General features: G+C 41.5%; 17 protein-coding genes and 1 pseudogene. 9 read left to right on the top strand and 9 right to left on the bottom strand.

Annotation, left to right across the window (positions count from 1 at the left end):
* A partial coding sequence (locus VFM80_RS09370; protein WP_395071567.1) for a PAS domain-containing sensor histidine kinase occupies positions 1-1,324 on the top strand: 1,324 nt, incomplete at its 5' end.
* Between the two features lie 17 nt (positions 1,325-1,341).
* Positions 1,342-2,166, top strand: a complete 825-nt coding sequence (locus tag VFM80_RS09365) for a sensor histidine kinase (RefSeq protein ID WP_395071566.1) — start codon at positions 1,342-1,344, stop codon at positions 2,164-2,166.
* 100 nt (positions 2,167-2,266) lie between these two features.
* Here the strand turns inward: VFM80_RS09365 and VFM80_RS09360 are convergent, their stop codons facing one another.
* Entirely contained in the window at positions 2,267-2,452 is a 186-nt protein-coding gene (locus VFM80_RS09360; RefSeq protein ID WP_395071565.1) for a hypothetical protein, read from the bottom strand.
* 336 nt (positions 2,453-2,788) lie between these two features.
* Here VFM80_RS09360 and VFM80_RS09355 point away from each other — a divergent pair, with 336 nt between their 5' ends.
* Positions 2,789-4,276, top strand: coding sequence for a BON domain-containing protein (locus tag VFM80_RS09355; RefSeq protein WP_395071564.1), 1,488 nt, complete (start codon positions 2,789-2,791; stop codon positions 4,274-4,276).
* A 240-nt stretch (positions 4,277-4,516) separates the two neighbouring features.
* On the opposite strand, the gene VFM80_RS09350 is transcribed toward VFM80_RS09355, so the two are convergent.
* A complete protein-coding gene (locus VFM80_RS09350; RefSeq protein WP_395071563.1) occupies positions 4,517-5,875 on the bottom strand; it encodes an NAD-dependent succinate-semialdehyde dehydrogenase in 1,359 nt (452 codons plus the stop codon).
* A gap of 258 nt (positions 5,876-6,133) precedes the next feature.
* On the opposite strand from VFM80_RS09350, the gene VFM80_RS09345 reads away from it, so the two are divergent.
* Complete coding sequence (locus VFM80_RS09345; protein ID WP_395071562.1) at positions 6,134-6,592, top strand: 5' nucleotidase, NT5C type; 459 nt, start codon at positions 6,134-6,136, stop codon at positions 6,590-6,592.
* 70 nt (positions 6,593-6,662) lie between these two features.
* Positions 6,663-6,836 (top strand): annotated as a pseudogene (locus tag VFM80_RS09340) (glutamate dehydrogenase); the annotation flags it as partial.
* 11 nt (positions 6,837-6,847) lie between these two features.
* Here the strand turns inward: VFM80_RS09340 and VFM80_RS09335 are convergent.
* The 6 genes from VFM80_RS09335 to VFM80_RS09310 form a co-directional block, all read right to left on the bottom strand.
* Entirely contained in the window at positions 6,848-7,453 is a 606-nt protein-coding gene (locus VFM80_RS09335) for a nitroreductase family protein (protein WP_395071561.1), read from the bottom strand.
* A gap of 178 nt (positions 7,454-7,631) precedes the next feature.
* Entirely contained in the window at positions 7,632-9,071 is a 1,440-nt protein-coding gene (locus tag VFM80_RS09330) for a hypothetical protein (protein WP_395071560.1), read from the bottom strand.
* Positions 9,072-10,430, bottom strand: a complete 1,359-nt coding sequence (gene miaB, locus VFM80_RS09325; RefSeq protein ID WP_395071559.1) for a tRNA (N6-isopentenyl adenosine(37)-C2)-methylthiotransferase MiaB — start codon at positions 10,428-10,430, stop codon at positions 9,072-9,074.
* A 33-nt stretch (positions 10,431-10,463) separates the two neighbouring features.
* Positions 10,464-11,120, bottom strand: coding sequence for an orotate phosphoribosyltransferase (gene pyrE / locus VFM80_RS09320; RefSeq protein WP_395071558.1), 657 nt, complete (start codon positions 11,118-11,120; stop codon positions 10,464-10,466).
* Positions 11,121-11,165: 45 nt separating this feature from the next.
* Entirely contained in the window at positions 11,166-11,651 is a 486-nt protein-coding gene (locus tag VFM80_RS09315; RefSeq protein ID WP_395071557.1) for a phosphatidylglycerophosphatase A family protein, read from the bottom strand.
* Positions 11,648-12,241 (bottom strand): CDP-alcohol phosphatidyltransferase family protein, encoded by a 594-nt coding sequence (locus VFM80_RS09310; protein ID WP_395071556.1) that lies wholly within the window; start codon positions 12,239-12,241, stop codon positions 11,648-11,650. The genes VFM80_RS09315 and VFM80_RS09310 overlap by 4 nt, the downstream gene beginning before the upstream one ends.
* A 162-nt stretch (positions 12,242-12,403) precedes the next feature.
* On the opposite strand from VFM80_RS09310, the gene VFM80_RS09305 reads away from it, so the two are divergent.
* From VFM80_RS09305 to VFM80_RS09295, 3 genes are read left to right on the top strand one after another with little or no spacing between them, the layout of a single operon-like run.
* Positions 12,404-13,723 carry a competence/damage-inducible protein A gene (locus tag VFM80_RS09305; protein ID WP_395071555.1) on the top strand — a complete coding sequence of 440 codons (1,320 nt, stop codon included), beginning with the start codon at positions 12,404-12,406 and terminating at the stop codon, positions 13,721-13,723.
* Positions 13,720-15,690 (top strand): putative porin, encoded by a 1,971-nt coding sequence (locus VFM80_RS09300; RefSeq protein ID WP_395071554.1) that lies wholly within the window; start codon positions 13,720-13,722, stop codon positions 15,688-15,690. The genes VFM80_RS09305 and VFM80_RS09300 overlap by 4 nt, the downstream gene beginning before the upstream one ends.
* 1 nt (position 15,691) lies before the next feature.
* Positions 15,692-16,576, top strand: a complete 885-nt coding sequence (locus VFM80_RS09295; protein WP_395071553.1) for a cell division protein FtsX — start codon at positions 15,692-15,694, stop codon at positions 16,574-16,576.
* 53 nt (positions 16,577-16,629) lie between these two features.
* Here VFM80_RS09295 and VFM80_RS09290 read toward each other — a convergent pair whose 3' ends face one another.
* Positions 16,630-17,136: a Fur family transcriptional regulator gene (locus tag VFM80_RS09290; protein ID WP_395071552.1), complete on the bottom strand. Its 507-nt coding sequence runs from the start codon at positions 17,134-17,136 to the stop codon at positions 16,630-16,632.
* A 117-nt stretch (positions 17,137-17,253) separates the two neighbouring features.
* On the opposite strand from VFM80_RS09290, the gene VFM80_RS09285 reads away from it, so the two are divergent.
* The coding region (locus VFM80_RS09285; RefSeq protein WP_395071551.1) for an AMP-dependent synthetase/ligase at positions 17,254-18,375 on the top strand (1,122 nt) is incomplete at its 3' end.

Genomic DNA, 18,375 nt, shown 5'->3' with positions numbered 1-18,375 from the left:
TCCCACCTCAGTATCTGTTTTAGGCATATCTCCGGAAGAGTTTATAGGAAATAACGCCCTCGACTATATAGAGGACAAGCATAAAGGCCGCATACAAGAAGTTTTAGCAAACTTGCCGGAAGAAAAGAGGTTTAAACTTGAGCCTTTTTTATTTAAGGATGGTAAAGGAGAATGGCGATGGATCGAAACGATTATGACAAATCTATTAGATAACCCTGCCATTGAGGGATTTTTAGCAAATTCACGTGATGTAACAACTCAAATTGAGCGTGAACAATCACTACGAGAGCTATATCAAAAAAACCGGTTGGTACTGGAGTCCACCGATGAGGGTCTCTATGGTATTGATACTGAGGGTCGCTGTACCTTTATCAATAGAGCCGCAGCCAATATGCTTAGTTATCGTTCAGAGGAGTGCATAGGAAAGAATATGCATAAGCTCATCCATCATAAGTATTCAAATGGGGAATTCTATCCGGAATCAGAATGCCCTATTTTTATTTCCAAAAACAAGCATGAAAGCTGCAGGGTCACAGACGAAGTATTCTGGAGAAGTGATGGGACTTGTTTTAACGTAGAATACACTTCAAGCCCCATGATTCAAGATGGTAAAATAGAGGGAGGCGTTGTTGCTTTCTCTGATATAACAAAGCGAAAACAGCAGGAAAAAGAATTACGAGAATCCTTAGAGGAAAAAGAAACGTTGTTATTGGAGGTCCATCATCGGGTAAAAAATAATCTGGCCATCATCTCCAGTCTCATTACTCTTCAGATGCTGGAAGTTGAAGATGAAAATTTCAGGAATAAGCTTGAAAATACTACCAGCCGGATACATTCTATTGCAATGGTTCATGAACTGCTGTATCAGTCTGAAAGTTTTTCGGAAATTCCCTTCGAGAAGTATATCAAGGACCTTTTATTAACTATTAAGAGGACCATAGGTCCGGAAAGAAATAATATTGACTTGGTTACTAAAGTGAGGGTTGGCGGCCTCAACATCAACCAGGCAGTTCCTCTGGGACTTTTGTTAAACGAACTCATGACGAATTCATTAAAATATGCTTTTATAAACAGGGAGAAAGGAAAAATTATGGTTAGCATTACCCGCTTGGGGAATAATATTAAAGTCCTTTATGAAGATAATGGGGAAGGATATCCGGATCATATTGATTTTACAGATACTGATAGCTTAGGAAATACCCTGATCCATACCTTACTGAAGCAGCTAAGCGGAGATTTTAAGATAGAAACCAAAGGGAAATTCCGATTGGAGTTTCAATTTGAAGAACGTATAAGGGGAGCCCACTCCAATTATTCAGGATAACCGTATAACAGATTTACATGGAAAAACATCAGAAGGATTTTTTAAAAGAGGATGAAAGGAAGTTATACAACGATATGAGTGAGCTAAATAATGAGCTGGCAAACATGCAGCGTGAACTCACCAAAAAGACGGCTAAACTTGAGCGTATGAATGAATTCAAGAATCAAGTGATGGGAATGGCAGCACATGATCTCCGAAACCCCCTTATGCTCATCCTAAACTTTGCAGAATTTTTGATAGATGACCATCAAGAGGAGAGTTTTTTCACCGAGGAACAGTATAAGATGGTAAAAGAGGTGAAAGGTACGAGCGAGTATATGGTCAAAATTATTGAAGATATGCTCGATATGTCTTCTTTTGAATCAGGAAGTATAAAATTGGATAAAGAGAAGATCAATCTTGTTGATCTAATTGAGAAAGTTGTTTCGCTTAGTCGTTCTTCCTCAAGCAAAAAAAATATCGTTATAACAACACATCTGCCCGATCTATCAGTCAAGAAAGTAATTGATGGTCGTAAATTACGGCAGGTATTAGATAATCTTCTATCGAATGCTATTAAGTATTCCAATCCTGACACCGAGATTGAGGTTGGAATTATACGTTCAGATAAGGGTGAAGAGGTTACTATTTTTGTACAGGATCATGGTCAGGGCATTCCCGAGGATGAGATAGATAGGCTATTTGAACCATATTCAAATATCAGTGTAGAGGCTACGGCAGGAGAAAAAAGTACAGGTCTTGGTTTGGCAATTGTGAAAAAGATAGTAGAAGCCCATGGAGGGAAAATTGAAGTTGACAGTGAAGTAGCTGTCGGGTCAACCTTTTTCGTTAAACTACCCTAGGTTTAACAGACAGGCCTGGAGGGGGGAGTTTACATATCCAGAGTAGGTTCGATATTCTCACCTAAAATGTCAGAGGAGACTACGCTGCCCACATTATTCTTTACTCAAAACCCTTAGACACCCAAGCCCGGCTCGATCCAAACTTTCGGGCAAGTTCAGCTTTGTTTTTCACCTTTCCGGAGTCCAGTAATTCCCGGTACACTTTAGCCTGCTCAGCAGGAGAGAGTTTCTTCTTTTCAGGTGGTTTTGGGCAAACAGAAACGCGTGGTTTACAAAGGTTTCCCACCCGCTAACAGCTTCCTAAGTAGCTAACCGTTTTCCTTATTTGGAAAAATATTCTGCCCATCTAAGTTTAGAACCCGGCTACTTTCAAAACAAGAAATAAGGTCACCGGGCACAGCAGACATCAATTCTGTGAAGAAATTACAGCTCTTCATAAGTCATTATTTTAAAGGATTTAAATAATTTTAAATTTTGTAAAGATCGTTATGTGCATAGAACAAGAGAGGGGTTATTCTTGTTATGGGTTTTAACTAAGGTAAATTAATGAAAAGGAGATAGTAACATGTTTTTTGACAAGAACAGAGAAACAAGCAACAAAAGTTTAATATCCCTTTTGTCAATGGTATTAATAATATTTTCAACGCAGGTAGCCTGTAATGCTCAAGAGGAAGAACAGGTAGAGGTGGATCAACCTGCTGATGCGGAAATTACCACTGCGATAAGCAGCGACCTGATCACAACAAGAGGGATAGACCCGGATATTATTTCGGTATCAACCCAAAATGGAATTGTGACTTTAACGGGTACGACTGACAATATCTTAACTAAGCAACGGGCAGCACGAGTTGCTTCAACAACCCGAGGCGTACGTTCTATTGTAAATCAAATTGTTGTTGAAGGAGATAAAACGGATGAAGCATTAGCAGATGATATAGAGAGTGCGCTGCTTTCAGATCCTGCTACGGATAGATGGGAGATTGAATCTTCGGTTGAGGACGGTATTGTAAAGTTGACCGGAGTGGTAGATTCCTGGCAAGAGAAAGAACTGGTCGCTACCATCACCAAAGGTGTGGATGGAGTGGAAGGAATTATAAATGATATTTCCGTTGATTACACTGTTGACCGCACAGACATGGAAATAGAAAGTGAGATCGAGAGCTCTTTGGCATGGAATTCAAGAATTGATGCCGGATTGCTCGAAGTAGATTCTGAAAATGGGGTAGTCACGCTATCCGGAAGTGTAGGAAGCTTGTACGAAAAACAGTTGGCTACATCAATTGCGCATGTAGCAGGTATCACTGAAGTAGTGACTAATGATTTAGAAGTAAAATCATGGCTAAGGGAAGATATGAAGCGAACAGACTTCCTGGCTGACAAATCGGATGCAGATATCCGGGAAGCTATACTAGATGCTTTTGATCAGCATCCCCGAGTGAACGAAGATCTGCTATATGTCGAAGTAGAAAATGGAAGTGTAACACTGACAGGAACTGTAACAAATCTAAAGGCCGCACGAGCAGCTGCACAAGTAGTAAAAAATACACACGGAGTACTTTTAATTGATAATAAAATGGCAGTAAGCAACGAAATTGTTGTAGAGCCGGATATGAACTATACCGATGTGGAAGTTAAGGAGGATATACTCGAAGCCTTAATTCGTGATCCTTACGTGACTGCCAGTGACATTGATGTACGTGTCGAGGATGGAAAAGTAACTCTTTCGGGTACTACCGATTCCTATTTTGAGAAATATGAAGCGGATGAGGTTACATCAAGAGTTAACGGTGTTATTGAGATCACTAATAACATAACCGTTGATTATGAAGAATTAGTTTATGAACCTATGTTTATGGATTGGGATGTCATCGCCTTCGACTATGATTTTGTTGCACCGCAAAACTTGACCGATAATGAGCTGAAAGCAGCCGTTAACGAAGAATTATTGTGGTCCCCATTTGTAAGCACTACTAATGTTGATGTAGTAGTTGAAAATGGAGAAGTTACTCTGAAAGGAGAAGTTATATCTCTGAACGCTGTATTTGAAGCAACAGAAGAAGCTTATGAGGCCGGCGCTACATTGGTAAACAACAATCTTTCCGTAATGTAACATACAACTAAACAAAAGCAACTTTAAAAAGCCCGTCAAAAAAATGGCGGGCTTTTACTATTGTATAGATTTTAGCCTACTTAAAAGAGAAGAGCTTGTTTCGGTGATTTCCGGTTAACAGAAAAGCGTAGTTTATAAAGATTCGCATAATCCAAAAATGGTAGATAGAAACCCAAAGAATGAACCGCATGAACCGGCTCAGATGAAACCGGTTTTCTGGAAGCGACGGCATGTTTAGTTTTAGTTCTTTATGTAAACCGTCTTTTTATTAATAAACTCGTGAATTCCTTCACGGGAAAGCTCACGTCCATATCCCGATTTGCCTGTACCGCCAAATGGAAGTCGCGGATCAGATTTCACCAGCTCATTTATGAAAAAGGCTCCGTCCGGGGCTTTACCGATATGCCGCCGCGCTTTTTCGATATCAGATGTAAAAAGCGATACTCCGAGACCATATTTTGAATTGGCGGCCAGCTCAAACGCTTCATCAGCATCCTTTGCACGAATTATGGCGGCTAGAGGTCCGAAAGTCTCCTCGTCAAATGCGGGCATTCCCGGTTTCACTCCTGTAAGTACGGTGGGCTCGTGAAAAGCGTTGTCCTGTTTGCCGCCTGTTTCAACTTTTGCACCGTGTTTAACCGACTTTTCAAGCTGTTTGTGAAGCTCGTCTGCCAAGTCTTTTCGGGCAAGCGGTCCTATCTCTATACCCTCGTCTGTCGGGTCGCCTTTTTTGATAGACTTCACTCCATCTATGAAAGCGGGCAGGAACTTGTCGTATGCATCACCGACGAGAATAAATCGTTTGGCAGCGATGCAGCTTTGTCCGCTGTTCATCATCCGGGCTGTGATTGCCGTTTTTACGGCCTGATCCATATCTGCATCCTCCAGCACGATAAAGGCGTTGTTGCCGCCAAGCTCCAGCACCGACTTCTTCAGGTATTTTCCGGCCAGTGCACCTACTGATTTTCCGGCTCGTTCGCTGCCGGTAAGGGTCACTGCCTTAACGATATCATTCGCAATAATGCTTTCTATATCATCGTGATGAATAAACAGGTTTTGAAATACGCCTTCCGGAAAACCGGCCTCGAGGAGCAGTTCTTCAATATGGGTGGCACAGCCAAAAACATTATGGGCGTGTTTCAGCAGTCCTGTATTTCCTGCGGCAAGGGTAGGGGCCACGAAACGGAATACCTGCCAGAAAGGGAAGTTCCAGGGCATGATAGCCAGTACCGTTCCGATAGGGTCATGACTGACAAAACTCTCGGAGGCATCCGTTTCAATGATCTCATCGGCCAGAAAGCGTTCCGCATTTTCAGCATAAAACTCGCATACCCAGGCGCATTTGTTGACTTCTCCTTTAGCCTCACTGATCGGTTTCCCCATTTCCAGGGTCATTGTCTCGGCATATTTGTCAACATTCTTTCTGAGCAGATCTGCGGCGTTTACCAACAGCTTGCAACGCTCTTTGATCGGAACCTGTCGCCAGCTTTCAAAAGCGGTACTGGATTTTTCCAGAATGGCGTCAATCTCTTTTTTTGAATGTTCTTTATAGGTGGCTATCTCTTGTCCGTTGTAGGGATTGATGCTTTTGAATTCCATGAGTTAAGGTCTGGTGATTAGATTTTTTAATTACAACAGATTCAATAGTTATTTAAATCCGCGTACTTTAGGTTTTGATAAATTTGATTTTTGAAAGAAGTGAGGCGTTTATCTCTTTAAACATAAATAATATTATGAAAGAGATCAGTACATTCTGACGTACATTTTCCCAACCTCCGGCAACCCTGAGAATATTCATGGTGTTATACTACGTGAATACACTATAAATTTATGGAATATTAAAATCACTCATCAATTATGAGTAAGATCGTATATGTGGATTTAGACGGAGTCATTGCTGATTTCCAAAAAGCGTGGGATGAACATCCGTTTTCAAAACATAAAGAATATAAAGGCCGGCCGGATAAGCTACCCGGTATTTACGAAAATCTTGAGACGATAGAAGGAGGAGTGGAGGCCGTTAGGAAATTACTGGATGATGAGAGATTTGAGGTCTTTATATTATCATCGGCACCCTGGGACAATCCTGACGCGTGGACTCACAAGCGTTTATGGGTTGAACGGCATTTTGATGAACAAATTCGAAATAAGCTCATTCTCACCAAAAGAAAAGACCTGATGCTCGGTGAGTATCTTATCGATGATATGGCTTACAACGGAGCGGCTGAGTTTAAGGGGACATGGATCAATTTCGGGAGCAATAAATTTCCGGACTGGCATGCCGTTTTAGATTTTCTGGAAAAGGATCAGAAATAGATCAATGGATTACGGCCAAAGTACAAGATCTTACAGGGATTCAATATAATAGAATGAAACAAGCCTATTACAATGGACAGAGGAAAGAGTAGATGAAAAGCTGCGTGAGATCATGCAAGACATCCACAGCAAATGTAAAGAGTATGGAACCAACGGTAGTGATAGTATCGACTACGTTAAAGGAGCCAACATCGCAGGCTTTGAAAAAGTAGCAAATGTGTTACTGGCATTTGGTCCGGTCTGAGACGGATTTATCTATCCTTTATCGCCTTTCCATTCACCCTGAAAAGCTATTTCATCTATATCTTTACGCGTACGTTCCGAAACTTCGGTCTCTTTGAGATCACCCTCAAGGTCGTTAGGATTCCCTATGTAACCGATAGCCGCCATTGTTATAGCCTTGTAGCCTTCGGGGATATTAAATATTTCCCTTGCTTTTTCCTGATCAATTCCGGCCATTTGGTGTACATATAGATCATGCCGGGTGGCCTCGAAAGTGAAATAAGCCATTGCACCTCCGAGATCATATTTTGCGACTCTGTTTGGCTTACCATTATTGCTGAACTTCTCCTTGAGAATGGTGAGAAGCAGCATGGGGGCTTCACCAGCCCAATTTTGATTGAATTCACCCATCACCTGATACAATTTATCGAACTGTTCCGGTTCTTCTTTTCGGGCATAAATAAATCTCCATGGTTGCTCATTAAAAGAAGAAGGTGCCCATCTTGCAGCGTCAAAAAGTTTTCGAATCAGTTCAGGTTTTACCTCCTTGTCAGAAAAAGACCGCGGACTCCATCGCTGCTGGATAACATCGTGTACATCATATTCAGTATTTGCTTTCTTTTTTTCTGTGGTTGTCATAGGTAAAATTTGTATGTATTAATTACGCTTATATATCTAACAGGGTTGTACAGTGTATAATTTCTTTTCCTTATAGAACTTCTTCTTGTTGCGGTGCTCCTAAATGTATTATAGATCCTGCCTGAAGCTAAATACATGATGACGTGATGACCTAATCTTGCCCAACTCCTATAAAAAACTACAACGAGATTGCCAGATCGAGTATTTCTATCATGTTGGTATGAAGAAGCACATATATCAGGAGAAACAAAGAGACGAGGGAGTGAAGGCCTATGGTGATCAAAAGGTATAAAAACTGACTCGACCCCATATTTCGGGATGCATCAAATGAGGTTATGTTGAAGCTTGCATACCAGATCAGGACATAGAGACCGAAGAGGATAAGTATCAAGGTGTTTCCGCTGCCTGTCACAAATAAAGTGACCATTAGGGTCAGGATTAGATAATCCAGATAAAAAGGCCCTGCATAGAGATTAAAGGTCTGGCTGAAATGCTCGAGTGTTTTACCTGGTAAATGTATCCAAAGAACGGCAATGATCTGAATGAGGATGATCACCAAGAAACCGGAAAGAAACAATGAGAAATAATTGGCACCGGTGATAGCCAGCCATGGAATTTGATGAAAGAATGCCTCGAGGCCAATTTCACTGAACAGAATATGTGCAATGATATAAAAGGCCAGGCCTCCAAAAAGAGCATGTTTCATCATCATAAAGATACTTGCTGTGGCATTTCGCTCCCGATAGTGTAGGATATCATCCACAAAAAAACGGTGCGCTAAAAAGTAGCGGGAGATCATAGGGCGTGCGTAAGGGAAATATTTGATCTGAAAGGCCAATGCTACCCAAAGTATCAATAATATGAGGACGATCCAGTTTGAGTCGGGATCACTATTGTCGGTATTTGGTAAGGGAAGTTCCCAGGTGTTGTTCTCTTTTAAGATCAACAGGCTGTGGATAAGCTCGGGATATTTATCAGTAGCTTCTAAAAGCCAGGAGGAGTTAAAGAATAGTAATCTGTTTGAGTTATCAGCTACGAAAAAATTAATACGGCTATCGATCTCTGAGAGATCTGCCGGTTGATAGTCCTCATCATTGTACAGGATGCCGAAAGCTTGTTCGGGATTTCTGAAGTCAAACCATGCGTTCTGATAGAAGTAGTAAAACGATTTGTTAGAATAGACCGAGAGAGAGTCTAACAAAGGTTTGAAGGAAGTTTCAAAATCGGGGTCATAAGTCTGGCTGTGAGATAGCAAGCCTAAACCACCTGCATTTAGCATGGATCTGTATTCTTCAGCTAAACCTAGGTAGTCATCCAAAAGTTGATCCTGATTCTCATGTATTTCAGAAAGCGTAAAAAAGTAGTTCTGAGACCGGATCAGGATTGTAAAGTCAGCCCGGTAGAGGATAGACTTAATAGGTTCTGCTAAGGGATGATCTACCTCCAAATGGGTAACACCTAAAGCTGAAAATGTATTAAGCTGATCAACAGCAACAGCTGTGTCTGACGGGGCATCCCATATAACACCGAATGAAGGCTGGGCCAGACTTTCGGAGCTAATACCTGAAGCAAACAGGAATACAAAAAAACCAAAAAGATATGTTGCCTTCAGTTTCACTTAGGCTACAACTTCAGCTCCATAGTATTCAGAAAGAGTTGTTTTCCGAATGGCTTTGGCAATCAGAGTAGCTGAAGTAGTGTCAGTAACTTCTACTTCTACATAATCACCGGGTTTGTAATCTTTACGATCAAAAACGACCATCTTGTTGGTATCGGTTCTTCCACTCAGCTGTTCCTCTGACTTTTTACTGGTACTTTCCACCAGTACTAAATGGCGTGCACCAACTTCCTCTTTGTTTCTGCGTTCCTGTATCTCTCTTTGCTGAGTGATGATCTCTGATAACCGCCGTTTTTTAATTTCCTCAGGCACATTATCCTCAAATTTACGGGCGGCAAGTGTTCGTTCGCGTTCTGAATAGGCAAACATGTAGGCAAGATCGTATTCTACTTCTGCCATCAGAGACAGGGTTTGCTGATGCTCTTCTTCTGTTTCATCACAGAAACCGGCTATAATATCGGTTGAAAGGGAAACTCCCGGGATAATTGACTTCATATTTTCGATGAGATCCAGGTATCCTTCCCGAGTGTAGGGACGTCTCATTCTTTCAAGCATCGTATTGCTTCCGGCTTGTGCTGGAATGTGTATGTAGTTGCAAAGATTAGGTCGCTCGGCGATCAGGTGCAGCAGGTCGTCCGGGAAATCTTTTGGGTGAGGGGAGGAGAAACGAAATCTCACTTCAGGGTCCACTTTACTGGCTTCATCCATGAGTTTGGTAAAGCTGGTTTCCCCATCCAGGTATGAATTCACATTTTGTCCCAACAAGGTAACTTCTTTATATCCTTCATCGCTCAATTGTTTGATCTCACGAAGAATGGATTCCATCGGGCGGCTTCTTTCACGTCCTCTGGTAAATGGAACTACGCAAAAAGCGCACATATTGTCGCATCCACGCATTATGGATACAAAAGCATTGACGCCGTTTCCGGTAGTTCGGACCGGGGCAATATCTGCATAGGTTTCTTCAAGCGACAGTAATACGTTTACGGCTTTGCGTCCGTCATCAACTTCTTTCAGAAGGCGGGGAATATCACGATAAGCATCAGGGCCAACTACAATATCAACTAAATGCTCCTGTTCGATAATCCGGTCTTTAATCCGTTCGGCCATGCAGCCTAATACGCCCACCGTCAGTTCACCATTTTCTTTTTTGATAGATCGTAATTCTTTTAGGCGGTTCCATACCTTGGTTTCTGCATTTTCCCGAATAGAACAGGTATTTACAAGTACCACATCAGCACTTTCAGCATTATGAACGGGTTTCATGCCATCTTCCAATAAAATGGAATTCACGATCTCAGAATCCGCGAAATTCATTTGGCATCCGTAAGTCTCTATGTAAAACGTTTTATTTGTCACTAAATCTAAATTTTAGGAATTCGAATATATAAATTATTGCTCTTCGGGGGTATCAGGCCAAATGTCTGGGTGATCTCTCCAGCTTGAAAGTAATTCCAGATCATCGCCGTCTATGATGCCTTTCTCGACGGCAACATTAACAAGGGTTTTGTAATCAGTAAGGGTATAAACAGGCACGCCAATGTCTGTAAACCTTTTGGAAGCTTTGTCAAAATCATAGGTAAAAATAGATATAACAGCATCTACTTTGGCTCCAACAAATTTCAAAGCTTCTATAACTGAAATTGCTGACCCGCCCGTAGAGATCAGATCTTCAATAACAACCGTTGATTCCCCTTTATTCACCCCGCCTTCAATTTGGTTGCCCATACCGTGTGCTTTGGCTTTAGCACGAACATAGGCCATGGGTTTGTTGAGATTTGCGGCAACCCATGCGGCATGGGGGATACCTGCAGTCGCAGTTCCTGTGATCACGTCAACATTTGAAAATTTTTCTTCAATGATATCAGTGAATTCATTCTCAATTTTATTTCTGATCTCAGGGTATCTTAAAGTAAGCCTGTTATCGCAATAGATGGGGGAATTCCATCCCGAAGTCCATGTGAACGGATTGCTGGGTCGTAATACTACGGCATTAATTTCAAGCAAATGAGACGCCAGCTCACGTGCAAATGAGGTATTAAGTATCATAAGTCGTTTAAATTCTGTTAGAGGTCCGTTGCGATGAGTGAGGTATTAATTCATCCCAAATAAATTCGGCCACGTAAAAATAAGGGTTTTTAAGCAGATAAGCGCAAACAATCCTGCTAATAAATCATCCCCTAAAATTCCAAAGCCGCCTTTGGCTTTTTGCACTTTGTTGATTCCCAAAGGTTTTAGGATATCAAAAAATCTGAAAAGAATAAATCCGGTGATCAACAGTGTTACATTGGTTAACAGATCACCTGTGAAGGAAATCGCAGCAAAAGTAAGGCCTTGTCCGGCCCATTCATCAATGACCATAATCTGTGGGTCTTTGCCAAATTCTTCTTCAAAATAGGAGGCTACCCAAAGCGAAAGCAATCCCGAACTGATGATGAATATGATCAAAAGGGAATGAATTTGTGCATACACAATACCAAACACGATTAGAAGAGCAACAAAACTGCCTGCCGTTCCGGGAGCCTTGGGAGTGAGTCCGGAATAAAATCCGGTTCCTAATAAATATTTAAGTGTATTCAAGAAGACGTGTTTTCAGCGTTGAACATATCTCTATTGATCCACAGATACTCAATTCCTGAATAAACAGTCAGGGCTGTAACAAACATCATGGCATAGTACAGAGATCCGGAATTGAATATACTCATAGCGACATCTGAAAAATCAATATCCGCTTGTTTGAATACCCCGACCAAAAGAACAGCGTATAAGAAGATCATCTGAACCATGGTTTTGGCTTTTGCGGTGAAGCGGGTTTCCATGCTTAGGTTCTTCTTGCCGGCATAAAGGCGGAGTGAAGTAACCAGAATATCCCGGATCAAAATGGCAATGACGGCCCACCAGGGAAATTGACTTGCGTCCAGAAAAGGCAGGCACAAAAATCCCGCGAAAGTGAGGAATTTATCAGCTAAAGGGTCAAGGAAAACACCAAAATCGCTTTCCAGTTTATAATATCGTGCAATTTTGCCGTCAAAGTAGTCGGTTACAGCAGCCGTGGCAAAAACAGCAATACTGAGCGAGCGCCAAATAAGTTCATCCTGAATGTACATGAACAGAAATATGGGCGCTAAGATCATTCTTAAGCCGCTGAGAATATTTGGGAGGTTTTTCATTGATTGTATTGCAGGAATTTTAAGTCCCGAAACTTACTAAGGAATTTCATTCATAACATGATGGATTTTTTGTCAGGTTCAAGTAGCGAGGTGCAAGGAGCAAGAAGAGTCTTGAACCTTGCTTCTTGCACCTTAAACCTCATCACTAAATAGCTGTGGAATTTGGGCGAGCTTATACTGAATTTACAGGTCATGAATGCACAGATCATCTCAATCGGCAATGAGCTTCTTATCGGCGACACGGTAAACACCAATGCCTCCTGGCTTGGAGAGTTTTTGACGGGTTCGGGTTTTAATGTTACTAAGGTTTACACTATCAGTGATGATTTCAATGATATAAAAAATACTATACGGACTTCAATGAATGAGTCTGATCTGGTGATCTGCACGGGAGGTTTGGGTCCTACTCACGACGACATGACTAAGAAAGCAGTTGCTGATCTTTTTGAAGTGGGCTATACACTTGATGAGCAAACACTGGAGTATATCAAAAAGATCTTCGAGGAAAGAAATATTCCATTTTCTAAATCAAATCATGGTCAGGCCGAAGTACCTGAAAATGCCGATGTATTGTTCAACAAAACAGGCACGGCACCGGGAATGTGGTTTCATGAAAGTGATACGTACCTGGCAGTATTGCCCGGAGTCCCGGGAGAAATGAAATATCTGATGCGCAAGCGGGTAGCTTCAAAATTAAGAGAAGCCTTTGGAAACATCGGTTACTTATACTCCCATTATATAAAAACAGCCGGTATTGGTGAAAGTACCCTAAGTGATGAGATTCTGGGTGATCTTTCCGAATATTTTGAGAATGGAGTAAGCTTGGCATACTTGCCTTCTCCGGGAGGGGTTACTTTAAGACTTAATAGCAGGGGTAAAACAGAAGAAGAAGCAAAAGATTATCTCATTAAACTCATACAAATCATATACGAAAAAGCAGGAAGGTATATATATGGTGAAGGAAAAGATCATTCTCTGAGTGAGGCGGTTGGTGAATTGTTGGTTAAGGATGACCTGCGCATCTCTGTTGCCGAAAGCTGTTCGGGCGGTTTGATAGCGAATTCTTTTACAGATGTAGCGGGAAGCAGTAAATATTTTGATGGTGGAATTATCTCATATGCCAATAGTGTGAAAGTGGGGCAGCTTGGGGTTTCTGAGCATGATTTGAATACCGTTGGTGCAGTAAGTAAAGAGGTGGCCCTGCAAATGGCAAAGGGAGTGGCTGAAAAACTAGGGACCGATATTGGAATTTCTACTACGGGTATTGCCGGCCCCGGAGGAGGAACAAAAGAGAAGCCGGTGGGTACGGTTTGGATGGGCTATTATCAAAAAGGCGGGGAACATTTTGCGATAAAAGCTATGTTTACCAAAGATCGCCTTATTAATAAAGAACGAACAAAAATGGTTTTATTGGAAACCGTCCGCCGTATCTTGAAGAAAATTGATACGATGCCTTACGATCTTAAAAAAGAGCTTCCTTGAAGAAAATAATTCTCCTTCATATCATTTTGTTTTCATTGCCTGCGATGGCTTTAGCGCAGAATCCGGATTCCATTGCGGTAGATTCGTCTGCCACGGAATTTATAGTGAGTGATTCTTTGGCTTCAGTTCAGGATACCCTTGTACAAAATCAGGAGGAAGAACCTGAGCCCGGTCAGGTGACCCCATGGTCTGAAAAGCCGGAGGCTTATAGTTTTTTGATAGCTACAGATAGTCTCCTGCGGTGGCAAGTTTGGCCAAATTGGGGTGATTATCAAGCCTACCGGAGAGATGTTATTTCTTTCAGGCAAGGCACAACCGGCAGGGTTGATGCTTTTCATATAAATGGATATGGACCTTATGAGCAGCACCTTGAACTGGATGGGCTATCCTTAAATAATCCGATAACAGGGCTGGTTAACTATAACCTGGTTCCTCACCGCAAGATCAGCAAGGCTGTTGAAAGTTATGGCGGCAATTATGAATCGAATATTCGTATTCGTGACTACTATATCATCAAACCCCGAAGCTACCTGAATTATGATGAGGCAAATGGGGCTTATCGGAACCTGGAATTTATGGTTGCTCAGAATTTTACGGAGAGCACGAATTTAGAGATCTCTTATTGGGACCGAAGGGGTGGATCTTATTATCCAAACAGTGGTGTTGAAGGAAATCAGATCGTGGGAAGGTTATATCATCATTTGAATGACCGCTTTTTGATCCGAAGCTTATATCTCCGTAATCAGTTAAATAAGGATGAGCCTTTTGGGTACAATGTAGGTGATCCTTCTACCTTTCCATTTGATGAATTTTCATCCGTTCCAAGGTCTTCAAATGCGAATTCTGAATTTAACAGATGGGATCTTTTAACCGGTATCTATCACAGAAGGGATTCATCTGCTGCGGAAGATGCCGGCCTGGAGCTATCGATCACTAAAAACACAAAAGATCTTTTTTTTAGTGCAGATACTTTATCTCATGACTTCAGGACTTTGAGCGCTAATATTTTCAAGTCAGTAAGATGGAAGAATTTTGAGATCAGAGGGGAAGTGGGGATGCAGCAAATTTCAGCAGAGGAATTCACACCTGTTTCGAAAACACAGTGGTCGAATTTTAATGCAGGTTCTTCTCTCAGCTATCAACTGAGCGATAATTTTTTGGTTTATGCGAAAGGAGATCAAAATAGCCGCAACGACGGAAAAGCAGGATATGATATAACCGGCGGCGTAAAATTGAACCTATTCAAAAGTGTGGGTCTAAGTGGAAGTATTTCTCAGTTCAGCAGAATGCCCACAATACAGTCATTGTATTGGGAATCTGAAAACTATCGGGGTAATGAAAATTTAGATAATGAGAAAGGTATTTCCGCAACCGGCAGTATCGATCTAAAGTTGGGTCAAACCCTTACATTTGGAAGCAAGGGGCGATTCAAAATGTCTAAAAATGCAACTTTTTTAACCCCGGATAGCTCGTTCACAAACAGCCAAAGTCTTGAGCAATTGTCTGCTACGGTTTTTGGAAGGTTTGAGAATGATCTGTTTGAAATAGAAAGTTCGGGTACCATTCAGGAGTTTAATTACGAAGATGAGAGTTCTCCGGTCGCGGTTTTGAACAATCAGGATATGATCATCTGGCTCCGAAATTCTGCTTTTGTAAAAGGATATGTCTTTGATCGGGCAGCATATCTGAAATTAGGTGTAAAAACCTTATTATCACCATTCGTTTACAGCGCGCGCACATACAACACGGAGTTGGGTTATTGGCAGGGGAATAGTACCTATCAGGAACTTCCTCCATTCTTTAGATTGGATGGGGAACTTTCGGCACGGGTTCGTGGAATAATGGTTGTACTCAGGTGGGAAAATGCACTTGATGGATTGGGTCAGGCAGGCTACTTTGAGGCGGCCGGTTTCCCAATGCCACCGCGGCGTTTAATTGTAGGAATAAGAGCACAATTTAGAAATTGATATGAGCATAAAATATATTTTACGTGAAGGTTATACAGGAATTAGACGAACTAAACTTGCAGCAACTACTTCAATCTTCTCTCTTTTTATTGCTGTGCTTTTATTAGGTGTACTCACAAGAATTGGATTTAATGTATATAGTCAGGCAATGTCTATAAAAGATCTCATAGAAGTGGAAGTGTTCCTTTTGGATGTTAATGATCGTACAACAGATCAAATTCGCCAACAGCTTGAAACGGAAGAATTGGTTCAGGAGATTACATACATTTCAAAAGACAGTGCCTCTGCTGTAATGCGTAAGGAATTTGGTGCAGGAGTTGAAGAACTCGCTGAACTGAATTTCCTTCCGGCCTCATTTCGGTTGAATGTAAATACTGATGCAGGGGCAGAACATATTGAAGAGTTGGTCTCACGCTTAAGCACTGTGCGCGGTGTTGATGAAGTGGAATACAATGCGGCCTTACTTCGGGTAATGGAATCTAACCTGAATACTTTTACACTTATTGGAGGGGGGGTCGGGCTTCTTATTTTAATGGCAGCATTGATATTAGTGTACAATACGATACGGCTGACCATCTATGCAAAAAGAGACCTTATTAGGGCCATGAAATTAGTTGGAGCTACCAATAAATTTATACGAAGTCCATTTATAGTAGAAGGTATTTTACAGGGTTTGATAGCAGGTACTTTAGCTGTTCTTAGTGTATTCCTGATATTTGAATTTGCTATCCCTTTCTATCTTTCTGATATGGGTATACTCAGCTGGCCCTATGGAAGATGGTACTTTTTGGTAGGAGCTATGATCTCACTTTCATTGATCATGGGATGGCTGGGAAGCCGCTGGGCTGCCCGACGTTTCATTCAGGAGACTTACATCTCCGGGTGATTGATTCAGATTCAGCCAACTAGGAAGTGAAAAATTGTAGGTAGTAGTATCAGTTAAGATTCTTTCAGGTCAGCGATCTTATTATCTGCTTCTTTCCTGCGTTCACAACTTTCCTTATCACTGCATGTTCCAAAGAAATGCAGTGAGTGCCCGTCAATATCCATATCATGAATCTCAGAAAGCATTCTTTGTATTTCCCCTATACGAGGATCACAAAATTCCAGCACGTGGCCACACTCTCTGCAAATAATGTGGTCATGCTGTTGGTAGGCATAGGCACGTTCATAATAATACTGGCTTTTGCCAAATTGCTGACGCTGAACAAGTCCGCACTCAACAAGCAGATCGAGCGTATTATATACTGTTGCTCTTGAAACCCGGGTGCCGGCCTCTTTCATGTGGAAGAAAATATCATCGGCATCAAAATGACCGTCGGCGGTATATATTTCTTCCAACACCATGAAACGCTCCGGTGTTTGACGTTGATTACGTTCCTTGAGATAAGAGCGAAAGATCTCCTTTACTAAATGTACTGTATCCTCGTGTGCTGGGTGTGCCATAATACTTTTTTTGTTTGCCTAAATATACGAGTTGAAACTTCCTTATGAAATCCGTGCTTTTGATTTCAAGAGTAGTATATTTGCAGTGGAGTTACATTTGGAATAAATCAGCTAATTATGCCTACTATAGTCCCTTTTGAAACACTTACTGAGCTTTTTATTAACCTTTCAAAAAAATATAAAGGTGCCGGGAAAAAGCCATTCTATTTTAAACCTACCCCTGATTCGGAGTATCAGCCCATTGATTGGGATCAGGTTACAGACGATGTTTATTCAATTGCAGCCTATTTGATCGAAAAGGGGATTGAAAAAGGTGACAGAGTTGGCATTTTAAGTGAGAACAGATATGAATGGGCTGCAGTAGATCTGGCTATTCAATTGGTTGGTGCTATCAATGTATCTCTTTACACTACCTTACCGGCCGGGCAGTGCGAATATATTTTACAAGATTCGGGTGCCAAGATTTTTTTCGTTTCTACCGGACTTCAGCTTAAGAAGGCCGTGGAAGTTTTTGATAACTGTGATGAATTGGTTGAGGTTATCGCTTTTGATGAGGCAAAGTTAGTGCACCTTATGGAAGAGGATTATGTGAAGATGTATAATGATATGCTGTTAGAAGGAGGCAAGCATCTTGAGACTCATAAGAAAACCATAAAAGAACGAAGCAAAGCCGTAGTTCCTGAAGACGTCGCTACATTGATCTATACTTCCGGTACAACCGGTAAACCAAAAGGGGCGATGCTCACTCATCACAACATTGTCAGTAATGTGAAAGCAGCTACACAACATATTTATTGGGATGACAATGATCGCTTGCTTTCATTTTTGCCGCTCTGTCACTCGTTTGAGCGTACAGCTGGTTATTACGCAATGATATCCAGTGGGGTGGAAGTTTACTACGCAGAGAGTGTAGATACGGTATCGAAAAATATGCCTGAAGCCAAACCTACCATAATGATCAGCGTGCCCAGACTTTTTGAGAAGATGTACAATCTGATCGTCAAAAGTGTTGAGGAAGGAAGTGACACCAAGAAAAAAATATTTAACTGGGCAGTTGAAACGGGAAGGAAATATTCTAAAGGCCAGCGAGGTTTAGTATCACTACAAAAGAAAATTGCCGACAAACTGGTTTTCGATAAACTAAAGCAGCGTACAGGTGGACATGTGCGGCTTTTTGTGTCAGGTGGTGCAGCTCTGCCACCTGAAATTGATACTTTCTTTCAATGTGCAGGAATGAAT

Origin of the sequence: Gracilimonas sp., from assembly GCF_035704785.1 — a bacterium.
Taxonomy (GTDB): domain Bacteria; phylum Bacteroidota; class Rhodothermia; order Balneolales; family Balneolaceae; genus Gracilimonas.
This window is presented reverse-complemented; position numbering and strand designations above follow the sequence as displayed.

Excerpts from the sequence above, each read along its gene's own strand:
- VFM80_RS09365 (WP_395071566.1), top strand. The coding sequence starts at position 1,342 with ATGGAAAAACATCAGAAGGATTTTTTAAAAGAGGATGAAAGGAAGTTA.
- VFM80_RS09355 (WP_395071564.1), top strand. The coding sequence starts at position 2,789 with ATGGTATTAATAATATTTTCAACGCAGGTAGCCTGTAATGCTCAAGAG.
- VFM80_RS09350 (WP_395071563.1), bottom strand. The coding sequence starts at position 5,875 with ATGGAATTCAAAAGCATCAATCCCTACAACGGACAAGAGATAGCCACC.
- VFM80_RS09345 (WP_395071562.1), top strand. The coding sequence starts at position 6,134 with ATGAGTAAGATCGTATATGTGGATTTAGACGGAGTCATTGCTGATTTC.
- VFM80_RS09335 (WP_395071561.1), bottom strand. The coding sequence starts at position 7,453 with ATGACAACCACAGAAAAAAAGAAAGCAAATACTGAATATGATGTACAC.
- pyrE (WP_395071558.1), bottom strand. The coding sequence starts at position 11,120 with ATGATACTTAATACCTCATTTGCACGTGAGCTGGCGTCTCATTTGCTT.
- VFM80_RS09310 (WP_395071556.1), bottom strand. The coding sequence starts at position 12,241 with ATGAAAAACCTCCCAAATATTCTCAGCGGCTTAAGAATGATCTTAGCG.
- VFM80_RS09295 (WP_395071553.1), top strand. The coding sequence starts at position 15,692 with ATGAGCATAAAATATATTTTACGTGAAGGTTATACAGGAATTAGACGA.
- VFM80_RS09290 (WP_395071552.1), bottom strand. The coding sequence starts at position 17,136 with ATGGCACACCCAGCACACGAGGATACAGTACATTTAGTAAAGGAGATC.